Below are 17,257 nucleotides of genomic sequence, written 5' to 3'. Positions count from 1 at the left end.
TGAGTCTTATCCTGTCCCGCTGCTCAAGTATTCCCGTTTGCCGCCGAATATTTCACATGGAACCTTCGTGCAGGTTCGACGCTTTTCCCATTATTAGAAATTTTGCTGAGTGTGCGCTGAGATCAGGATGATCCGGCGGCTCGGCCAGGAGCTGTCATGTCTCAACCTCGTGCCCGGATCGCCTCACAGCTTGGTCTTGCGCTCGCCGTGATTCTGGCGATTGTCATCAGCGGCAGTACCGTGTTCGCCCTGCGTTCGCTGGACACCGCCAACCTGGCTACCCGCGAAGAGCATCTGGCCAGTGAAGCCCGGTTGCTGGCCGATCAGTTGAGCACCTTCCACGGCACGTTGCGTGAAAGTACCCAACGCCTGGCCGGTCTGTTCGAAAAGCGTTTCAGTGCCGGTCTGAGCGTGCACCCGGATGAACCGGTGGCCGTGGCAGGCACACAGACGCCGGGTCTGCACCTGGGCAGTGAGGTGCTGAACAACAATTTCAAGGAAGTCGACGAGTTCAAACAGATGACCGCAGGCGTGGCCACGGTGTTTGTGCGCAGCGGCGAAGACTTTATCCGGGTCAGCACTTCCCTGAGCAAGCAGGACGGCAGCCGGGCCATCGGCACGCTGCTGGATCACGCCAACCCCGCCTATGCACGGTTGATGGCGGGGCAGAGTTACGTCGGACGTGCATTGCTCTTCGACCGTTTCTACATGACGCAGTACACGCCTGTTCGGGATAGCAGCGGCAAGGTGATCGCCGTGTTGTTCGTAGGCTTCGATTACACCGACGCGCAGAAGGCCCAGTTCGAAAACCTCTCGCGTTTCCGTATTGGCCAGACCGGTTCCCTGGCGTTGCTGGATGAGCAGAGCAAATGGCTGGTACCGATTGCGGGTGTGCAAGCACTGGATCAGGCCATCCCGAACATCGTGTCCCTGGCCAAGACGCCGGGCAAAGGCCAGTTCTGGAGCGATAAGTCCGAAGATTTCTACAGCATTGCCGTGCCTTTCGAAGGCGGGCCGTGGTCGGTGGTAGCGAGCATGCCGAAAACCGAAATCAGCGCCGTGACCTGGAGCGTCGGTTTCCAGTTGGCCATCGGCAGCTTGTTGGCGATGTTGATCGCCGTGGGCTCGGCGGTCTGGTTGTTGCGCAGCAAACTGGCGCCGCTGGGTGATCTGGTGCGGCAGGCCGAAGCGTTGGGTGCCGGTGATTTGAGCGTGCGCCTGAGCGTGTCGAGTAATGACGAAATCGGTCAACTGGCCCGTGCGTTCAACCAGATGAGTCAGGCCTTGTCGACCATGGTCGAGCACATCCGCACCGCTTCGATGGAGGTCAACAGCCGTGCACAGGCCTTGTCTGGTTTGTCCGGCGGTGCTTATGAAGGGATGGAGCAGCAATCGGGCGAAATCACCAGCATGGCTGGCGCTGTGGAAGAGTTCAGCGCTACATCCCTGAACATTGCCGACAACATGGGCAGCACCCAGCGTCTGGCCCAGGAAAACGCCCAACAAACGCAGATTGGTCGTACGTCGATGGACGAAGCGTCCTCGTCGCTGGAGCAAATCGCCGGTGCGCTGAACAGCACCGCGACAGTGATCAACACCTTGGGTCAGCGCTCCCAGGAAATCGGCGGCATCGTCGGTGTGATTACCTCGATTGCCGAGCAGACCAACCTGTTGGCGCTGAACGCCGCGATCGAAGCCGCCCGCGCCGGTGAGCAGGGTCGAGGCTTTGCCGTGGTGGCGGATGAAGTGCGCAACCTGGCGTCCCGCACCCGTCAGGCGACTGACGAAATCTCCGGCATGATTCAAAGCATCCAGCAGGAAACCGGCAATGCCATCAGCACCATGGAGCAAGGTAACGTGCTGATGCAGGAAGGCTTGTCACGTAATGCCAATGTCGCTTCGGCACTGGCGAGGATCGATGAACAGAGCCGTTCGGCCGGTCAGCAGTTCGCCGCGATCACCACCGCGACCCAGGAGCAGAGCAGCACCGCGACCTTGCTCAGCAGCAACCTGCAAAGCATCGCGCTGGCGAACAGCGAGCAGCGTGAAGTGGTGTCGAACCTGGCGGTGACCGCGAAAGAGCTGGAGAAGCTGGCGGCGGATCTGCGTTCCGAGGTTGACCGGTTTCGTTGATAACCGGCTGAAATCGCCTTCGCGGGCAAGCCTCGCTCCTCCAGGTTCAAGGTGAATCAGTAGGCGCGAGGCTGCCCGCGAAGGGGCTGAGCTAATACGCAGGGCCGATGATCAGTTGCACTTGGCGTTGCTCGACACTTCGTTGCTCGCCAGTTTCAACTGCTTGCCCAGCTCTGCTGCATCCGTGCTGCTGTAAACCCGGCCACCGGTATTTTCAGCAATGCAGCGTGATGTTCCACCGGTGCCGATGTTGACCACGTTGACCCGCAAGCGCGGCTGTTGATGGGCAATTTGCCGGGACACGGCGCAGACGTCTTTCTGGCAACCATCTTCCCCGTCCACGAACATCACGATGACCGCATCGTTGTTGCGCCCGTCGACGGTGCTTGCCGCTTTGGCCAGGCTGTCGGCCAGTGGTGTGCCTTCATTGGGCTGCAGACCACGGATTCCGTTGATCAACCGCTGCCGGTCAGCGAACTTGAACACGCCCTGATCCGGCGTGCTCTGGCAGCCCGCGAAGGTGATCAGGCGGGTGTCGATCTTCGGATCGAGGCCCTTGATCATGCCCTCCAGTGAATCAGTGGCCACGTCCATACGGCTCGGCTTGGTGAAGATCCGTTGTGCGCGTGACACGTCCAGGTACTTGTTCAGTTCATTGCCGAAGAACCAATCCTCGTCGGCCTTCACAGACTTGATGTTCATCTCCATCGAGCCGGAGGTATCGAGCACCACGACGAACTGTGGAACCACCGCGTTCGGCGCTTTTTTGCGGCAGGCGAAATTGTCCAGCGTCGGCGCCGGTGGCGGGGCGGCCACGACCGGTTTCGGTGGTGGGACCGGCTTGGGTTCCGGGGCTGGCGCGGGCTCTGGTTCAGGCTCCGGTTCTGGTTCCGGCTCCAACACCGGCTCAGGGGCAGGCTCTGCCGGTATCTCAATCGGTGCGACCACGGGCGCCACGGGTTCGACCGCAGAAGGTTTTTCCCGGTGCAGATACCACCAGGCCAGGAGCGCCAGCAGCAGAAGCAACAACGCAAGCAGCGCTGCCGCAATCCACCACCCGCGACGTGACGGCGGCACAACCGGAGCGACCGGTATTACCGGCGGCACAGGCTTGGGCGGACGCTGATGCCAACGCACCACCAATGGTTCGCCGTTGAGGCTGTACAGTTTGTCCAGCTCGGGATCGCCGAGCAGGCTGCGCAAGTCGTCAGCGGCCGAGGTCTGACCGCGTTTTTGCAGTTCGTCCGCCAGCTGTCCCAGGGACTGCTGACGCACTTCATAGGTTTGCAGCAACCGTCGTTGGGCGTCCTCGTTGAGGTCAACGTAGGGCGTGGGCTGGCCACCGAGCTCGGTCCACCATTCCAGCACATCGCCGCTGCCCATGCGGGGGACGGCGAAGAGACTGGCGACGGTGGCCGGAAAGTGTTTCTGGATGAGGGCGACTTTGGCTTGCAGCGCACTCATCCCCTCCGGTGTGGCTTGCGCATCCCTGATGACCCGCTGCATGACGATTCCTGAATTCCTGAAAAAGAGCAGGCATCCATGGGGATGCCTGCGGGGTGAACATTACTCTTCGTAACCGAGGCTGAATTGCAACTGATTGACCTTCTTCTGCAACGCCTTCAGCTGCTCTTGCTTGGCTGCCAGCGTCGCGGGTGAAGCCTTGGTCGTTGGCGTTGCCTGTGAGGCATTGAGCTGCTGTTCGAGGCCGGCAATCTGCTTCTGAATCTGGGTTTCATTGCCGCGCCGGGCCTTCAGCGAGGTCAGTAACTGCCCCAGCGACTGGTTAAGCGCCGCCTGGGATTTCTGCTGGCTGGCCAGGTCGGTCTTGGTACTGAGCTGCTGGGCCTGAATGTTCTCGTACACCTGCAGGAACATTGCGTTTTCCTGACGGGAAGCGGTCAGGGCCAGCTCCTTCTGTTTGACCTGATCACTGTAACCACCGGAGTAATCGCAGTTCATCTTGGTCAGCATGCTGCTGTCGCGATTGGTCGCATCGCACTCGCCTGGTTTCGTCGCGCAGCCGCTCAGGGCCAGGAGAGCGGTGAGGACCGCCAGCTGTTTCAGAGTCATGTGCTTAACCCAGGGTAATTGCGGAGCGCTGACTGTACAGACCGTCGACTTCCTTTTGCAGGGTGGCGACTTTCTCGTTCATTTTCAGAATGTTCATGTCCACTTGTTTGATCTCGGCGCTAGTGCCTTGTGCGCGTTCGGCATCGGCTACCTTGGTGTACTCCGTAACGGTGGTACGCATGTTGCCGAGCTCTTTGCGCAGGAGTGTGATGTTTTTGTCGATCTGGATGATTTGAGCTTGGGCCTGGGTCTTGTCGACCTTCTTGCTGGCGATATCCTGTTTGATCTTGGCGATTTCCGCCTGATCATCACTGATCACTCGTTGAGCGGTAGCGGTGCGAGTGATGACTTCCTGCGTGTGTTGTTCGACGTCGCTGTTGATCTTCTGCAAACGGGTGGTGGTGTCGGCGTATTCACTGCGACGCTGATCCAGGTAGTAGTTCGCGCCCATGGCCACGCCGCACGCGGTAATACCGGCGGCGATGGCGCACACGGCTTTGTTGCTGCTATTGGACAGCGCACAGCTGAGGATGCCGACGCCGGCACCAACGGCGCAGGCCTGGTAACCGGACTTGCTGAAGAACTGTGCATCATTGCCTTGGGTCAGGCGCGGGTCGGCGCCATCGCTGCCGCCCAGCATTGAACTGCCGGTGCTGGCGCAACCGGTCAGCAACAGGCTGCCAGTCAGGACGAAGACGATTTGTAGCTTGAAGCGAGTCCAAAGGCTGCGAGACATGGTGAAACTCCTTGTTAGCGGTGTTGTTGTCTGGTTATTGAGTGACGGTTTTGCAGCTCGACAGCCAGGCCTCAGTGTCGATCTTCTGCTTTTGCAGGAAGGCCTTCTGATTGGCCCAATGGGTGCGCAAATAGGGTTTGAGGTCTTGCAGCTGTTTGTTGCGAGTGATGATTTCTTCCATCACCGGGACTTGCGTTTCAAGCAGTGGCTGGCCGTACAAGGTGGCCGATTCCACCAGGCTGCTGGCGTAGTAACGGCTGAGTTTGTGCAGGCGATCCTTCTGTTCGTCGAGCTTGCCTTTGCGCATGTCACAACTGGCGTCTTTGTCTGCGCTTTCGCAATTGAGCTTGTAGTTCTTTTGCAGGAAATCCACGTACTGGCCGTCGTCGAGCATCTTGGTGCAGAGGAATGCACCCAGGTTGAGGCTGGCGCGGATCGCCTGATCGCGGGTTTCTTCCTGCTGCTGGTTGCTGGCACGCAACTGGTTTTCCAGCGCCTGGAGTTTTTCCTTGAGGGCTTTGTCTTCGACCCCCGAGGCCAGGCTGTTCAGCGATTGAACGGTGCCTTGTTCCGCCGCTCCCGCTTCCTTGCTGCCGGTGCCGAGTTTCTTCCAGCTGCTTTCAATGCTGGCCACGCGGTCGCGGGAGGTCAGGGTCGGTGAGACCAGAACCAGGCGCAGGCCGGTGGTTTTGTTTTTTACCTGGCCTTCAGCGTTGTAATACGGCTCTTCTTTGCGCAGCGCGGTGCGCAGGTCAGCCTGGGCCGTCAGGTAGTTGCCGCCGCGGACCACGTAGCCACCGGCCTGGCCGTGCTGACGGTCGAGTTTGTTCAGGCGGAACGGCTCGAACATCATTTCATCGACGTTGCCCAGCATGTCGTGCAAGCCAAGCGGATTGGGCTTTTGCAGGCCGGTCAACTGCACCTTGCCGTTGGACGACTGCGCCCCGGCGAACCACTCGTAGGCGTTGATGCCCTCGGGCATCGGATAACGGGTATCACGGAACTCCGCGGCACCGACTTCCAGGCCACCGCGAGCGGCGAACTCCCATTCAACCTCGGTCGGCAGGCGCAGGAAACCTGATGCCCCGTCTTCCTTGGGCAGCTTGTCCGCAGCGTTCTTGCGCAGCCACAGGTTGTACTTGTCGGCGGCCTCGACTGCTTGCACCCAGCTCACGGCCACTTGCGGCAGGCGCATTTTGGTGGCGACTGTGGGGCAGGTCTCTTCAGTCAATGCGGTGTACTGCAATTGACTCATCTCGTACTTGGCCATCAGGTAGTAACGGGATTTATCGTTTTTTGCGCCGGTGAAACTGCCGGCGATGAACGTGGGGCGGGTCTGCTCGACGTAGCCGTACTCCGCGCCGTCCTGGCCGATGTTGATCGGGTAGTCGTCCAGCGGCCCCGCAACCGGAATGAACACCTTGCGAAACACCATCGAGCCTTCGCAGGGCATGGGCAATACAACGTCACTGGCCTCGGGCATCGGGTTGTAATACTTCTCTTCCCAGCCGGCTGCCGAGGCGTCGAGCAGGTAGCCAAGGCTCAGGGGCAATAGCAAGCCGAAACGTTTATAGCTCACGCAGACTCTCCGCAGGTTGGATGTTGATGGCGCGCACGGCGCCGATGACGGCCACCAGCGCAGCGACCAGAAAGGTCAGGAGCAGGGCGGCGATGCCGTGCCAGATCGTGATGTGGCAAACAAAGGTGCCGGTTGCCTGGCTGCTGCCCAGCAAGCGGTCGAACAGATGGCTGCCGACGGCGTAGAAACCCAGCCCGCCGAGGTAGCCGACCAGGCTCAGCGTCAGCGCTTGCACGACCACGAAACCGGCCACGGCCGTGCGCTTGAAGCCCAGCAACCGCAGAACCGCCAGGCTTTTGCGCTTGCGGTCGATATTGGCCAGGAACGCACCGACCATCGAGGCCACGCAGCCGATCAACGCGGCGAGGGCGATGACCCCGAAGATCAGGCCCAACACATGGTTGATCGCTTTGACGTTGTCGATATCAGCCAGTCGGCTTGAGGTTTCGATGTGCTGGTCGTTGAGCCAGTGCTCCAACGGCGCAACCTGATCGATGTCCCGCGCGTAGACCCGGGCGCGGGCGTACAGCGGCTGCAAATCGCCCTGGGGTTTACCGGTGGTGATGCCGAACGCGCTGACCAGGTAGCCGTCGCGAAAGCGCTCCAGGTCCAGCAGCAAGGGCGGTGCGACAAATCCGGCGGCGCGCCCGAAACGCGCACCATCCAGGACGGCCAACACGGTGAGGGTCGTTTCGCCGCGCTCGTTGGCGCCTTCCAGACGACGCAATACGCGCAATTGCACGCGATCACCGGCCTTGGCCTGCAAACGTTGTGCGGCGCGGGCGCTGAGGATCACTTGATTGCCCACAGGATTGAGCTGCGGCAGGTTCAGTTGCGGATCGCCGGGTTCGGTGGCAATGATTTCCGCGCCTTCGACGAAGCGCTGCATGCCAATCAGCAGGTCGGCCTGGGTGTTGAGCGAGCGGGTCTGGCCGAGGGCAAAACCGGTTTCCGGACGCTGGCGCAAACGCTCGATCCAGGCACTGTCATAGTTGCCGTTGCTGAGCATTTTCACTTCGAGGTTTCGCGGGTCACGCAGCAGTTCATCCTGCAACTGGCTGACCACGCCGTGCTTGAGGCCGAACAGCAGCAAAAGCGGCGCAATGACCGCCACCAGCGATGCAGCGATGCACAGCGAGACCTTGCGGTCGTGCCAGAGGTCTTGCAGCGCCAGTGTGCCCAGCAGGCGCAAGCGGTTAATCCATGGGTTCAAACAGTGTCTCTCCCTGACGGCTGATCGCACCGAGGCGCGGCAGGCCGAAGTCCTTCAACAGCGCCCAATCGTGGGACACCACCAGCGCGCTCAGTCCCAGGTTTGAAACCAGGCTCAGCAACAATTCGAACAGACGCCGCGCGCTGTGGGGATCGAGCGCAGCGGTGGGCTCGTCGGCCAGCAACAACAGCGGTTCGTGGGCGATGGCCCGGACACAGGCAACGCGCTGGCGCTCGCCGATCGACAGGGCTTGTGGTTGTTTTTCCAGCAACCCTTGCAGGCGTAGCACCTCGACCGCGTGATCGACATGCTCGCTGTGAGGTGACATGCCGAGCAGGCGGCGGGGCAGGTTGATGTTGTCGCGCACGGTCAGGAACGGCAGCAGCCCACCGCTTTGCAAAATGAAGCCCAGGTGCCGCGAGCGGACCGCCGCCAGCGCAGGCTGGTCATCGCGGGTCAGCAACTGGCCGATGTCCAGCATCTGCGCAGTCGCCCCTGCGGGCGGCAGGCCCAGGCGGAAGCGCCCGAGTTCAACCGGCGCGAGCAGCAGGCCGATGGCTTCGAGCAAGGTACTTTTGCCGCTGCCGCTTTCGCCGGTGATGGCCAGGATTTCTCCGGCCGCCACCTGCAAATTAGGCAGACGCACGTGATGAGCCTGTGCGCCTTCACCACGGCGCACCAGCAAGTTGTTGATGTCGAGCATGAGCGTCTCGTTAAGGCATCATTTCCAGTGGCACGGGGTACACGTTGTCCCGCGCATCGCTGTCCTTGGCTAAAGCCACCCAACGGTCGACGTCAGCGTTGTAACGCTGGTAATGCCGCAGTTTGGTATTGAGCGTGCGAATGAATTTCTCCTGGGCGAGGCCATCCCAGCTCTTCCAGGTTTCTTCATCCAGGTTCAGCACTTCGCTCTGATACGGCAGGTCTTCGAGGTATTCGCCTAGCACCCCCATGTCCGCCAGTTTGGCGTTGCCGTTCTGCTTGAGCTGATTGGGATCGGCACCCATGGTGGCCGCGACCGAACGCAGGCGATCGAACATTTCCGTTGGCGAAATCAGTCCTTCGTTGGCGGCGTCGAGAATTTGCTTCATGACGTCGCTCAGGTCGCTGAGCTGGGACTTGGTCAACAGCACCCGCACATCGGTGGTCGGTATGTTCTGTTTGATCAGGTCGCGATCAGTGATCCATGCCTTGAACACCGGCGGCACCTTGCTGTTGGTTTTCTCCCCCAGGTAGGCCAGTTGCATGGCGTGGCCGATCAGCGCCGCGTCTTCGAGCATCTTTTTCTCGGACGGGTCCTGCTTGGCGTTAAGTGCACTGCCAATGGCGTCTTCGCCCATGTAGGCGGCTTTCACCTGTGACGTAATGGCCGTGGCCAGGGCATCGACCTTGCGCCCGAACTCCTGAACGTCGCCGGCATTCACCGGGTAATACAGAGAAGTGTTGGTGCCCGGGTAGGTCGAGAGGTTCTGGTATTGCGCTTCGGCCTTGGCGTGGTCCTTGATCCCGGCGGGAGTCTTCAAGTGCAGGGTGTAAATCGCCACGCCGGGGTTGGCGGCTTCGAGGCGGACCTGCGAGGCGCTCAAACCGGTTTTCGACAGTTTGTCGTCGCCTTCAATGGCGCCGGCATCGGTGATCAGCACCACATAACGTGCGCCAAACTGGCTCCAGTCGACCTTGTCGATGCTGTGCATGACACCGGCATAGGCATCTTCATCGAAGCTGCTGCTCGATACCTTGGCCTGCTTGAGATCGGCAACCTTGGCGAGGAAGTCGGCGCTGTCCTTCACCTGGGTCGGGTCGGCGTACATCTTGGTGGTGTATTCAAGCCCCGGCACTGCCTGCGTGTTGGAGCGGAACGCGACCAGGCCGAACTTGACCTGCTTGCCGAGGTTTTGCGATTCGATCTGCTGGTAAACCTTGCGGATCGCTTCACGGGTACGGTCGATGTACGGGTCCATGGAAATGGTCGAGTCGATGACAAATACCACCGCCGCACTGAATTCCTTGAGTTGGCTGGCCGCATTGTCGCCAGGCTCTTTACCGCCGGCAGTGCCACCCGCCGCGGTGCCCTTGGCTGCCTCGGCGTCTGGCTTGCTGACCGAGGCGACATTGAGCAGACGCGTGCGGAATCCACCTTCGGTCATGACCTCTTCGCCGCTCAGTACCGGCAGCAGGTAAAACTGCTTTTGCAGGTCGACGAAGTATTCCGGCTCTTGGGCCAGCACGCCGGGGGCTTGCTGGCCTTTCTTCAACGTGGCCCGCAGCGGGGCTACTTTGCTGACCGGATCCGGCGCGTCGAGGATGCCTTCGACTGTGGCGCGTTCCTTGAAGAACAACAGGCGGTCGCGGTTGGCCGGGTTGGTGAAGGCCAGGGTCAGTTGCATCTTCCAGTCGGTGGTGCAACTGGCCGGCAACCAGCCGATGGTCTTGCCGTAGCTGTCCGGGCCGACTTTCAGCCATTCGGCGTTGCCGGCCTGAGCGCGCTCGTACACGTAGAAGCGGCTGAAGATCGGTTGGGCTTCGCCGGCGGCGGCGCCCGCGCTTGGGCTGATATGGCAGCCGGGCGTGGTCAGCACTCGCTGGAACAGGGTTTTCTTGCCAGCCTGGATCAGCGGTTTGTCTTCAGCCTGGGACAGCGGGCTGATACACAGTGCCAGCAGTGCGGCGCCGCTCAACAGGAAGCGACTCAAGGACAGGGGCGAGCGCTTCACTTCTGCAACTCCTCGAAACGCTGCTTGGCTTCGGCGTTGTTCGGGTCCTGGGTGAGGATGGTTTCATACCAGTACGCGGCAGTGGCGTTGTCTGGGGTCGGGAAGCAATCGCTAGCCTTCAGGTACTTGGGGTCGTACTCGCGGGCATAGGCGTTGGCAATCAATGCATCGCCAGCCTGGGCACGGTTGGCGTACAGGCGTTGAGCGACACCGCAATGTTTGCCGGCCTTGGCTTCGTTGATGATTTCCAGCAGCTTGGCGCTGTCGGGCGCAGCCTTGATGCAGGTCTGGACGAAGGTCAGCTCGGGCACGCTGTTCATGCTCTCAAGAGTGCAGGCCTGGGCGTCGGCACTGGCCGGTGCGGCGGCTGCGACGGTCGGGACCGGCGTCGGTGTGCGTTTGAGAAACCAGAACCCGGCCGCCGCGGCCACCAGCAACAGCAAGACAACCGCCAGGCCAATCAGGCCTTTGTTGCTTTTCTTTACCGGTACCGAGGCAGGGGTATAGGCGGGCTCGATCGATACAGATTCCAGTTCTGGTTCCGGCTCGACGGTTGGCAGTATCAGCTCTGGCAGTTCCGGGATTTCCGGTGCCGGTACGCTCGGTGCCGTCAGTTCGGCGGCACCGTAAGTCGAGCGTGTCTGGCCACCGGCCGTGGACGGCAGCACCCCGGCACCTGGCCGCACCACGCCCTTGTCGGCGTGCCCAAGGCTTTGTTCACGCAGTTCGAACAGAAATTGAGAGCTGGCGCTGCCTTCCAGCAGCGGGTCGACCACTTCCGGGCCGACCTGGGTTTCGAGGGCTTCGCCACTGGCCGTGACGCTGAAGCGCGCGACCTTGAACCAGAACGGATTATTGCTCCATACCTGTTGATCCTGGAGGTAGAAACCGTCCTGGTTACGCTGGATGGAAAACTCAAGCTGTTGCTCGCCACCCTGCCATTTCTTCACGGTAAGGCACGCCTGGCCAGGCACATTGGGCTCTAACGCGAGCAGGTCGACACGAATTGGCATTGCTTATCTCGCTGTGAAGGCTGTGAGCACTTGGCCCAGCCGTTCGTTCTGTTCAGGGGTGATTTCACGACCGGCACCGTGGCCGGCGTTGTCCAGCGTGATGTAGGCCAGGCCCGAGAGCCAGTCGCCGAGAAACAGTTGTGCCTGATTCGCCGGTTGCGCTGGCAGCACCGGCACTTGTCCCGGACCGATGTCGGTGTAGAACGAAAACAGCGGTAACTTGGCACCGGCACGGCTATTCGGACGTTCGCTGAGCGGTTTCTGGATATAGCCGAACCAGGACACGAAATCGCGCAGCACCCGTTGCACTTCCAGCACCTGGCGTTCGACCAGTTGATCGCGCCGCGCGCCGCTTTGCGCACGTTTGAGCACTGCGCGGCTCAGTTGGCCCGGAAGGTCCTGGCGGTAGCCGGCGGTGATCAACTCGTCGACTACCGCTTCAAGCAACGGTTTTTCCAGACCCAACAGATTGAGCAGGTTTTGCCGGGTGGTCAGGTCGCGCAAATGAGCGATCCAGGCTTTGAAGGCGGCCTTGGCGAAGCGGTGTTCATTGCTTTGCAGTTCCGGCGCCGGGATGTTGGTTTTGGCACTGCTGGCCAGGGCGCTGTCGTGGCTTGAGTCGTCGCCGAAATCAAAATCGAAGCCGGCGTCGTTGCCGTACAGACTCTGGCTTGGTGTCGGGGCGACGGCCTCTTCGCTGGCGTCCGGTACGTCATCGGTTTCGTACACGCCGCTGAGGTACAGGTCGCGCACTTCTTCGCTCGGCATGTCGAGCTGATCGATAAACTCTCCCAGCACGGCAGGACGACGGCCCAGGCCTGACAAAATCATCTGCGCCTGGGCTTTTTTGACCGCCGCGGCGCCGTCACCGTCGGCGTGATACCAAGTGCTGAGACCATGGGTGGTCAGGCTTTCGATGCATTCGTTGAGCTGTTCGCGGATACGCTGCAACTTGAACTCAATGTTGGCCACGCCTTTGAAACTGCCGCTGAAATGACTGATGCCGCCGTCATCGATACGAAGCATTTCCTGCCAGGCCATTGCTGGGTCTTTAACGTGCTGGCAGACAAAACTATTGCTGGCAAAGCTCTTGCCCATGCCATCGATCCGCGCTTGAAAGTCGGGGTTAATGCCAACTTCAGAGCCGTTTTGATCCAACTGAATAAATGCGGTAGTCAGGCGCGGTTTGCGCACCATGAACGTGTTCTGGAATGGCGCACCGTCCCAGTCCTCCATCCACGGCAAGCCACCGAAGCGTTCGAGCATCGTCAGTTTGACCATGCCGCTCCAACCTTCATCGTATTGGTCGGGTGACTGGTCCAAGGCACCGGTTATGCGCATGTCCAGCATGGTCAACGCCCAGATCAGGCCAGCGGCACGCTTGCGGCGTTCCTGCGCGGTGCTTCCCTGAGTCTTGTTGATCCATCGAGACAGCACCGGGCCAACGTCGTTGACGTCGCTCTGTTTGGTGGAGCCGGTACAAACGACCAAGGCGTTCATCTCTTGGCAGTCGGTGTAGCGCTCGAACAAGTAGGCCACCTTGCCGCGCAAAATCAATTGCGAAACCGAGTTTTCCTTGTTGCTGGAAGCCGGGTCGTTTGAGTCGGCGATACTCAGCAGACTCTTGCGTCCGCGATAACCTGGAAAATCCAGCAGGTCGACCTGATTGACGATGTCATCTGCCGGCGCTTCGATCAGCCCGAAGGTCATTTCCGCTGTCAGCGCTGCGAGCTGTGCGACGGTAATGCTCTGGCTGTTGTGCAAGTGCCCGTCAATCAATGGGCGAACGTCTATCGGACCGTCGTTTGGCGTGCCAAAACGCTCGAGAATATCGACGTTCATGATGTTGTCACGCTGGATAGCGGTGCCGTTTTCTTCAAAGCGCACCAGCGCATGCACCGGAGCAAACACCTTCTCGGGCAGGCCTAACTTGTGCAGGGCCCCGGCCAATTGCTGATAAGCCCGGGTCAGCTCGCGTTGTTCACCCCAGAGAATGCAAAACAGCTCGGCGCGTTCCTGAGCACTCAGGCGGGGCGCCAGTTGCAATACCTTGGGCCAGTAGCCGTGCTCAAGTTTTTTGACTGAGTTGGGAGCCGTCTCGCGCACGTAATCCCACAACGACACGATGTCGTCGGCGTTGACACCTGATTGCAGTGGCCCGTTCTCGCGTCCTTCGAACGGCTTGAGCGCGCGCTGTATGCGCTCTTCGTCGATCTGGTAATCCATGCGCTCAAGATCAAAGTCCTTGAACCAGGAATTGGTGAAGATTTTCGCCAGTTCGATTTCTTTGAACAGCGTAAGTTGCACCGGAAAGTTTGCGTCCGGGCTCGGCTCTGCACGACGACTGAAGCGCGTCACCAGACCGGTGGCTTCCTTGCCGTTACCCACCGGGTTGATGTGCTTGATGAAGTCGAGGCGCCGGTTGCCGAATTGGGTTTCCAACTTGCCGTTCTGACCGGCCGCCAACGCGGAAATCAGGTAGGACTTGCCTGCCTGGGACAGACCGAAAAAGCCGATGGTCATCGGCGTGCAAGCCACGCGGCCGAGGCTGTGAGCCAGGTTGCGCGCGCGGTGCAGGCGGATGTTCAGGTTATCGGCTTCGCTGTCCAGACGCGGCGCGTTGCCGCGGGTCTGGCCGATCCACTCCAGCGCCTGACCGGCACCTTCATAAACAGCGGCCCAACTGGCGGAGAGCTGATTTTGTTCGGGGGTCAGGTTGTTCATTTGCGTTTCACACTTCCACTGTCGAGCCAGTACTTGGTCTCGCTCAGGCCGGCGTCGAGCATGGTGTTGAGTTCCAGCTCGAGGTCGCTGCGCGGGTTGAAGTTGACGTTGTTGCTGTTGGACTCGATGTCACGCACCGAGAGGCGGTCGCTGACCAGATCCTGTTTGCGGGTGTACTTGTCCGCCGGTTTGACTTCGAAGCGCACCTTGAGCAGCGGCGCCGCACCGTTTTCACCGACCGCGCGGGAGAATTTCTCCCGGCCCGCCGGGGTGAAACGCAAGGTGTACAGCGGCGAAGCGGCCCAGCGATCGGCGGCCAGCTGACGGAAGCCCAGTCGCAGGTCACCGCGCATTTCCAGCTGCGGCGTGTCGGCACCATCACCCGTGCCGATTTCCGGCAACTTGATTTTGTAGTCTTCGGACTGGATGTCGCGGTACAGCACATCGGCATCCTTTATCACGTTGTTAAGGTCGATGACGCCGATGTGCTTGACCGTCGAATAAGGCTTGAGCGCCGAGGAGCGGAAATAGAAGTTCGGCACGCTGTGGTTGGCGCACAAGAGGCAGAGCATGGCGCCGACCGAAGCGGTGCTTTTCGGGTCGTCGATGCGGCCGTTCTTGTGGAACGGATACCAGCCGCCGGTTCGGTAGTTCTGCAACGCCAGGATGCGTCCCGGTGGCAGCGGCAGTACCTTGCGGATGAACGCCTGGATGCCGGGCAGGCGCGAAGGCCGGCCGGTCAGCAGCAAGACATCGCACGGGTAGTGGGCGACCACTTCACAGAGTGCGCCGAGGATTTTGGTAATGTTGATCTGATCGTTGAGGAACGCCGCGTGCAGTTTTTGCAGGTCGAAGCCAATCTGCGATTCGTACAGATCGAAGTCGCACTGGCCGCCGACGTCGCGGCGCACGGCGGCGTTGACGTAGTCGAGCACGGTCTGGCTGATCGCCTTGTCGCCCAGTAATTGACGGTAGCTGTGGCCACTGACTTCCTGCGGGACTTGCGGGTCGTAATGCTCGTAGGCCTTGAGCAGCGCCAGACCCAACGGGGTGAAAACCTGCAGGTTCAGTTGCTGACGCAGAATCATGTCCTGGGCGCTGACCGATTCGTCACCGCACAACCGCGACATCAGCGACACCGGCGCCTTTACCCCGGCGCCCTGCAATGCTTTCTCGAAGCTCGGCAGGATGAAGTCCTGAATGATGTCCAGCAGGATGTCATCACCCGCCACTTTGAAACCGTCGCGGAATCGCTGTTCGGGCACGATGTGCACGTTACTGCCGGTGCCAGTGTTGCCGGCGCGGTCGAGGCGATAGTCAGTGATCACCAGGTCCGTCGTGCCACCGCCGATATCGATGGTCGCCAGGGTGATGCGTTCGCGATCGGTCTTGTCCGGCCGGGCGATGGTGTCGAAAAACTCTTCCGGGTGACCGGCGAAGTTCTCGTTGACCTCGGTGTACAGGTACACCAACTGGCCGCAGGAGGCTTCGTCCCATTCGACGCGGATGCTCGGGATCGGCGTGCGTGGGCGATGGGCCTGCTCTTGATGCGGGTCTTCCTCACCTGAATGCCAGCCGAGACTTTTCCACACCAGGCCGATGGCTTGCAGCATGCGTTTGTTAAGGATGCTGCGTTCAGCCTGAGGCATGCCCGGTGGCACGGTCAGGGTGATGCTGTTGAGCTGGCGCGGCACGCGGGTATGACCCTGACGCGAACGCTGGGCCGGGCTGTTGATTTGCGACAGCGCCTGGGCCAGCACTTCGGCGAGCATAAAGGTCATCAGCGAGCTGCGCGAGTAACGCGGCATGAACACCGGCAGACGGTCATCTTCCTCAAGGCTGTAGAGCGCTTCGCCGGTTTCGTTGATCAGGTGCGAAAACGGCGCGGCGGTGGCATACGGCTCGTTGTCGGTCTTGATGTACGAGCAGTTAAAACGCCAGCCATGACCGTAGGGGTTTTCATCCCACAGATATCGTTTCGGGCTGGACAGCCCGGTGGAACCTTCGGTGCCGCGACGACGACTGGCCAGACGACTGGCTTCGTTGCCGACACGGGCAATCGTTGCCCATTGGAACGCATCGTGGCGACCGCTCTTGACCGAGCAGTGGTCCTTGCCGAAATACGCCTGGGCGAACTCCACGCGGCTTTCGAACGGCAGGTTGTAGGTGTGCTCCGGCGTGATCAGGTCGCGCAGTTCCAGCACGTAATTCTGTTTCAGCCCTGAGCCGGCCTGACCATGGTTCTCGATCAGAATGCCGCAGGTGCGTGAGTTGCCGACGTCCAGTACCAGGTCCACCGGAATCGGTTTGACCAAGCCATTGCTGTCGTTGGCGACCACTTTGAGTTCGGGGATTTCGACCTTCGGCCGCGCAGACGACTGCTCGGCGACCGAGGGGGTGCTCAACAGGCTGAGGAGGTTGAGATAGTGCGCCAAGTGATGATTGGCGCGGATGTCGATGTCCAGCTCTTCGCGTGAGCGGTGGGCGTTGCCCTCGTTGAACACCTCCAGCAGCCATTCGTTGACCCAGGGCTGGGCCAGGAACCAACGGGTTTCGCTGGCCTTGGTCGCCAGTTTGAAAGAGACGCCGGAGCTGATGTCTTCTTCGTTCGGCGCCAGGTACGCGGTGCCCTCGCGCTTGGGCATCACGCGGCTGTCGAACGCCATGGTCAGGCGGTGGGTATTGCCGTCGATGTCCGCTGCCGCCAGTTTCACAAGGCGCATGCGCGACCAGTTGGTCGGGCCGTCATCAAAACGATGAGGTGGCATGAAGCGGAAAAAGGGCGTCGGCAGCCAGATGCCGTCGAGCAGCTCCAGGCTGCTTTTCAGGTCGACGCTGAAGGCCGGGCGAGCCTTTTCGATCTTTTCCGGCTCGGGTTCGTAGAAGTAGAAGTCTTTCTCTTCGTTGTACTGCAGGCGGCAGATCAGCCCACTGATCATCGGAGCGAACTCGCCTGCCGGTTCCTTGCGAGGATCCAGGCGCAGGGCGAAATCCATGAACTGGATGCCGGTGTCACTGACGAGGGTGACGGTATCTTCGAATTGGGTGACTTCAGGCAACATGTCGGCTTAT

The 17,257-nt window shown here is 60.6% G+C and carries 11 protein-coding genes and 1 pseudogene; 2 read left to right on the top strand and 10 right to left on the bottom strand.

Features of this window, described 5'->3' with window-relative positions; translation table 11 throughout:
• Positions 1-156 precede the first annotated feature (156 nt).
• Positions 157-1,230, top strand: a pseudogene (locus tag KUF73_RS31810) (Cache 3/Cache 2 fusion domain-containing protein); the annotation flags it as partial.
• A gap of 42 nt (positions 1,231-1,272) precedes the next feature.
• Positions 1,273-2,133 (top strand): methyl-accepting chemotaxis protein, encoded by an 861-nt coding sequence (locus KUF73_RS31805; RefSeq protein ID WP_371135509.1) that lies wholly within the window; start codon positions 1,273-1,275, stop codon positions 2,131-2,133.
• 111 nt (positions 2,134-2,244) lie between these two features.
• Here KUF73_RS31805 and KUF73_RS17740 read toward each other — a convergent pair whose 3' ends face one another.
• From KUF73_RS17740 to KUF73_RS17695, 10 genes are read right to left on the bottom strand one after another with little or no spacing between them, the layout of a single operon-like run.
• Complete coding sequence (locus KUF73_RS17740) at positions 2,245-3,639, bottom strand: VWA domain-containing protein (RefSeq protein ID WP_218439353.1); 1,395 nt, start codon at positions 3,637-3,639, stop codon at positions 2,245-2,247.
• A 60-nt stretch (positions 3,640-3,699) separates the two neighbouring features.
• Positions 3,700-4,206, bottom strand: coding sequence for a hypothetical protein (locus KUF73_RS17735; protein ID WP_218439352.1), 507 nt, complete (start codon positions 4,204-4,206; stop codon positions 3,700-3,702).
• 4 nt (positions 4,207-4,210) lie between these two features.
• Positions 4,211-4,942, bottom strand: coding sequence for a hypothetical protein (locus tag KUF73_RS17730; RefSeq protein ID WP_218439351.1), 732 nt, complete (start codon positions 4,940-4,942; stop codon positions 4,211-4,213).
• Between the two features lie 34 nt (positions 4,943-4,976).
• Positions 4,977-6,521 carry an SUMF1/EgtB/PvdO family nonheme iron enzyme gene (locus tag KUF73_RS17725; RefSeq protein ID WP_218439350.1) on the bottom strand — a complete coding sequence of 515 codons (1,545 nt, stop codon included), beginning with the start codon at positions 6,519-6,521 and terminating at the stop codon, positions 4,977-4,979.
• Positions 6,511-7,734 carry an ABC transporter permease gene (locus KUF73_RS17720; RefSeq protein ID WP_218439349.1) on the bottom strand — a complete coding sequence of 408 codons (1,224 nt, stop codon included), beginning with the start codon at positions 7,732-7,734 and terminating at the stop codon, positions 6,511-6,513. Before KUF73_RS17720 ends, KUF73_RS17725 begins: the two co-directional genes overlap by 11 nt.
• A complete protein-coding gene (locus tag KUF73_RS17715; RefSeq protein ID WP_218439348.1) occupies positions 7,718-8,437 on the bottom strand; it encodes an ABC transporter ATP-binding protein in 720 nt (239 codons plus the stop codon). Before KUF73_RS17715 ends, KUF73_RS17720 begins: the two co-directional genes overlap by 17 nt.
• A 10-nt stretch (positions 8,438-8,447) precedes the next feature.
• Positions 8,448-10,448: a vWA domain-containing protein gene (locus tag KUF73_RS17710; RefSeq protein WP_256345659.1), complete on the bottom strand. Its 2,001-nt coding sequence runs from the start codon at positions 10,446-10,448 to the stop codon at positions 8,448-8,450.
• Positions 10,445-11,461 carry a hypothetical protein gene (locus KUF73_RS17705; protein ID WP_218439347.1) on the bottom strand — a complete coding sequence of 339 codons (1,017 nt, stop codon included), beginning with the start codon at positions 11,459-11,461 and terminating at the stop codon, positions 10,445-10,447. The genes KUF73_RS17710 and KUF73_RS17705 overlap by 4 nt, the downstream gene beginning before the upstream one ends.
• Positions 11,462-11,464: 3 nt before the next feature.
• Positions 11,465-14,185, bottom strand: coding sequence for a putative virulence factor (locus KUF73_RS17700; RefSeq protein WP_218439346.1), 2,721 nt, complete (start codon positions 14,183-14,185; stop codon positions 11,465-11,467).
• Positions 14,182-17,247: a virulence factor SrfB gene (locus KUF73_RS17695; protein WP_218439345.1), complete on the bottom strand. Its 3,066-nt coding sequence runs from the start codon at positions 17,245-17,247 to the stop codon at positions 14,182-14,184. Before KUF73_RS17695 ends, KUF73_RS17700 begins: the two co-directional genes overlap by 4 nt.
• Positions 17,248-17,257: the final 10 nt, after the last annotated feature.

The organism is Pseudomonas sp. PD9R (assembly GCF_019200975.1).
Lineage (GTDB): Bacteria > Pseudomonadota > Gammaproteobacteria > Pseudomonadales > Pseudomonadaceae > Aquipseudomonas.
Note: the sequence above shows the minus strand (reverse complement) of the source record. Positions and strands in the feature narration are given on the sequence as shown.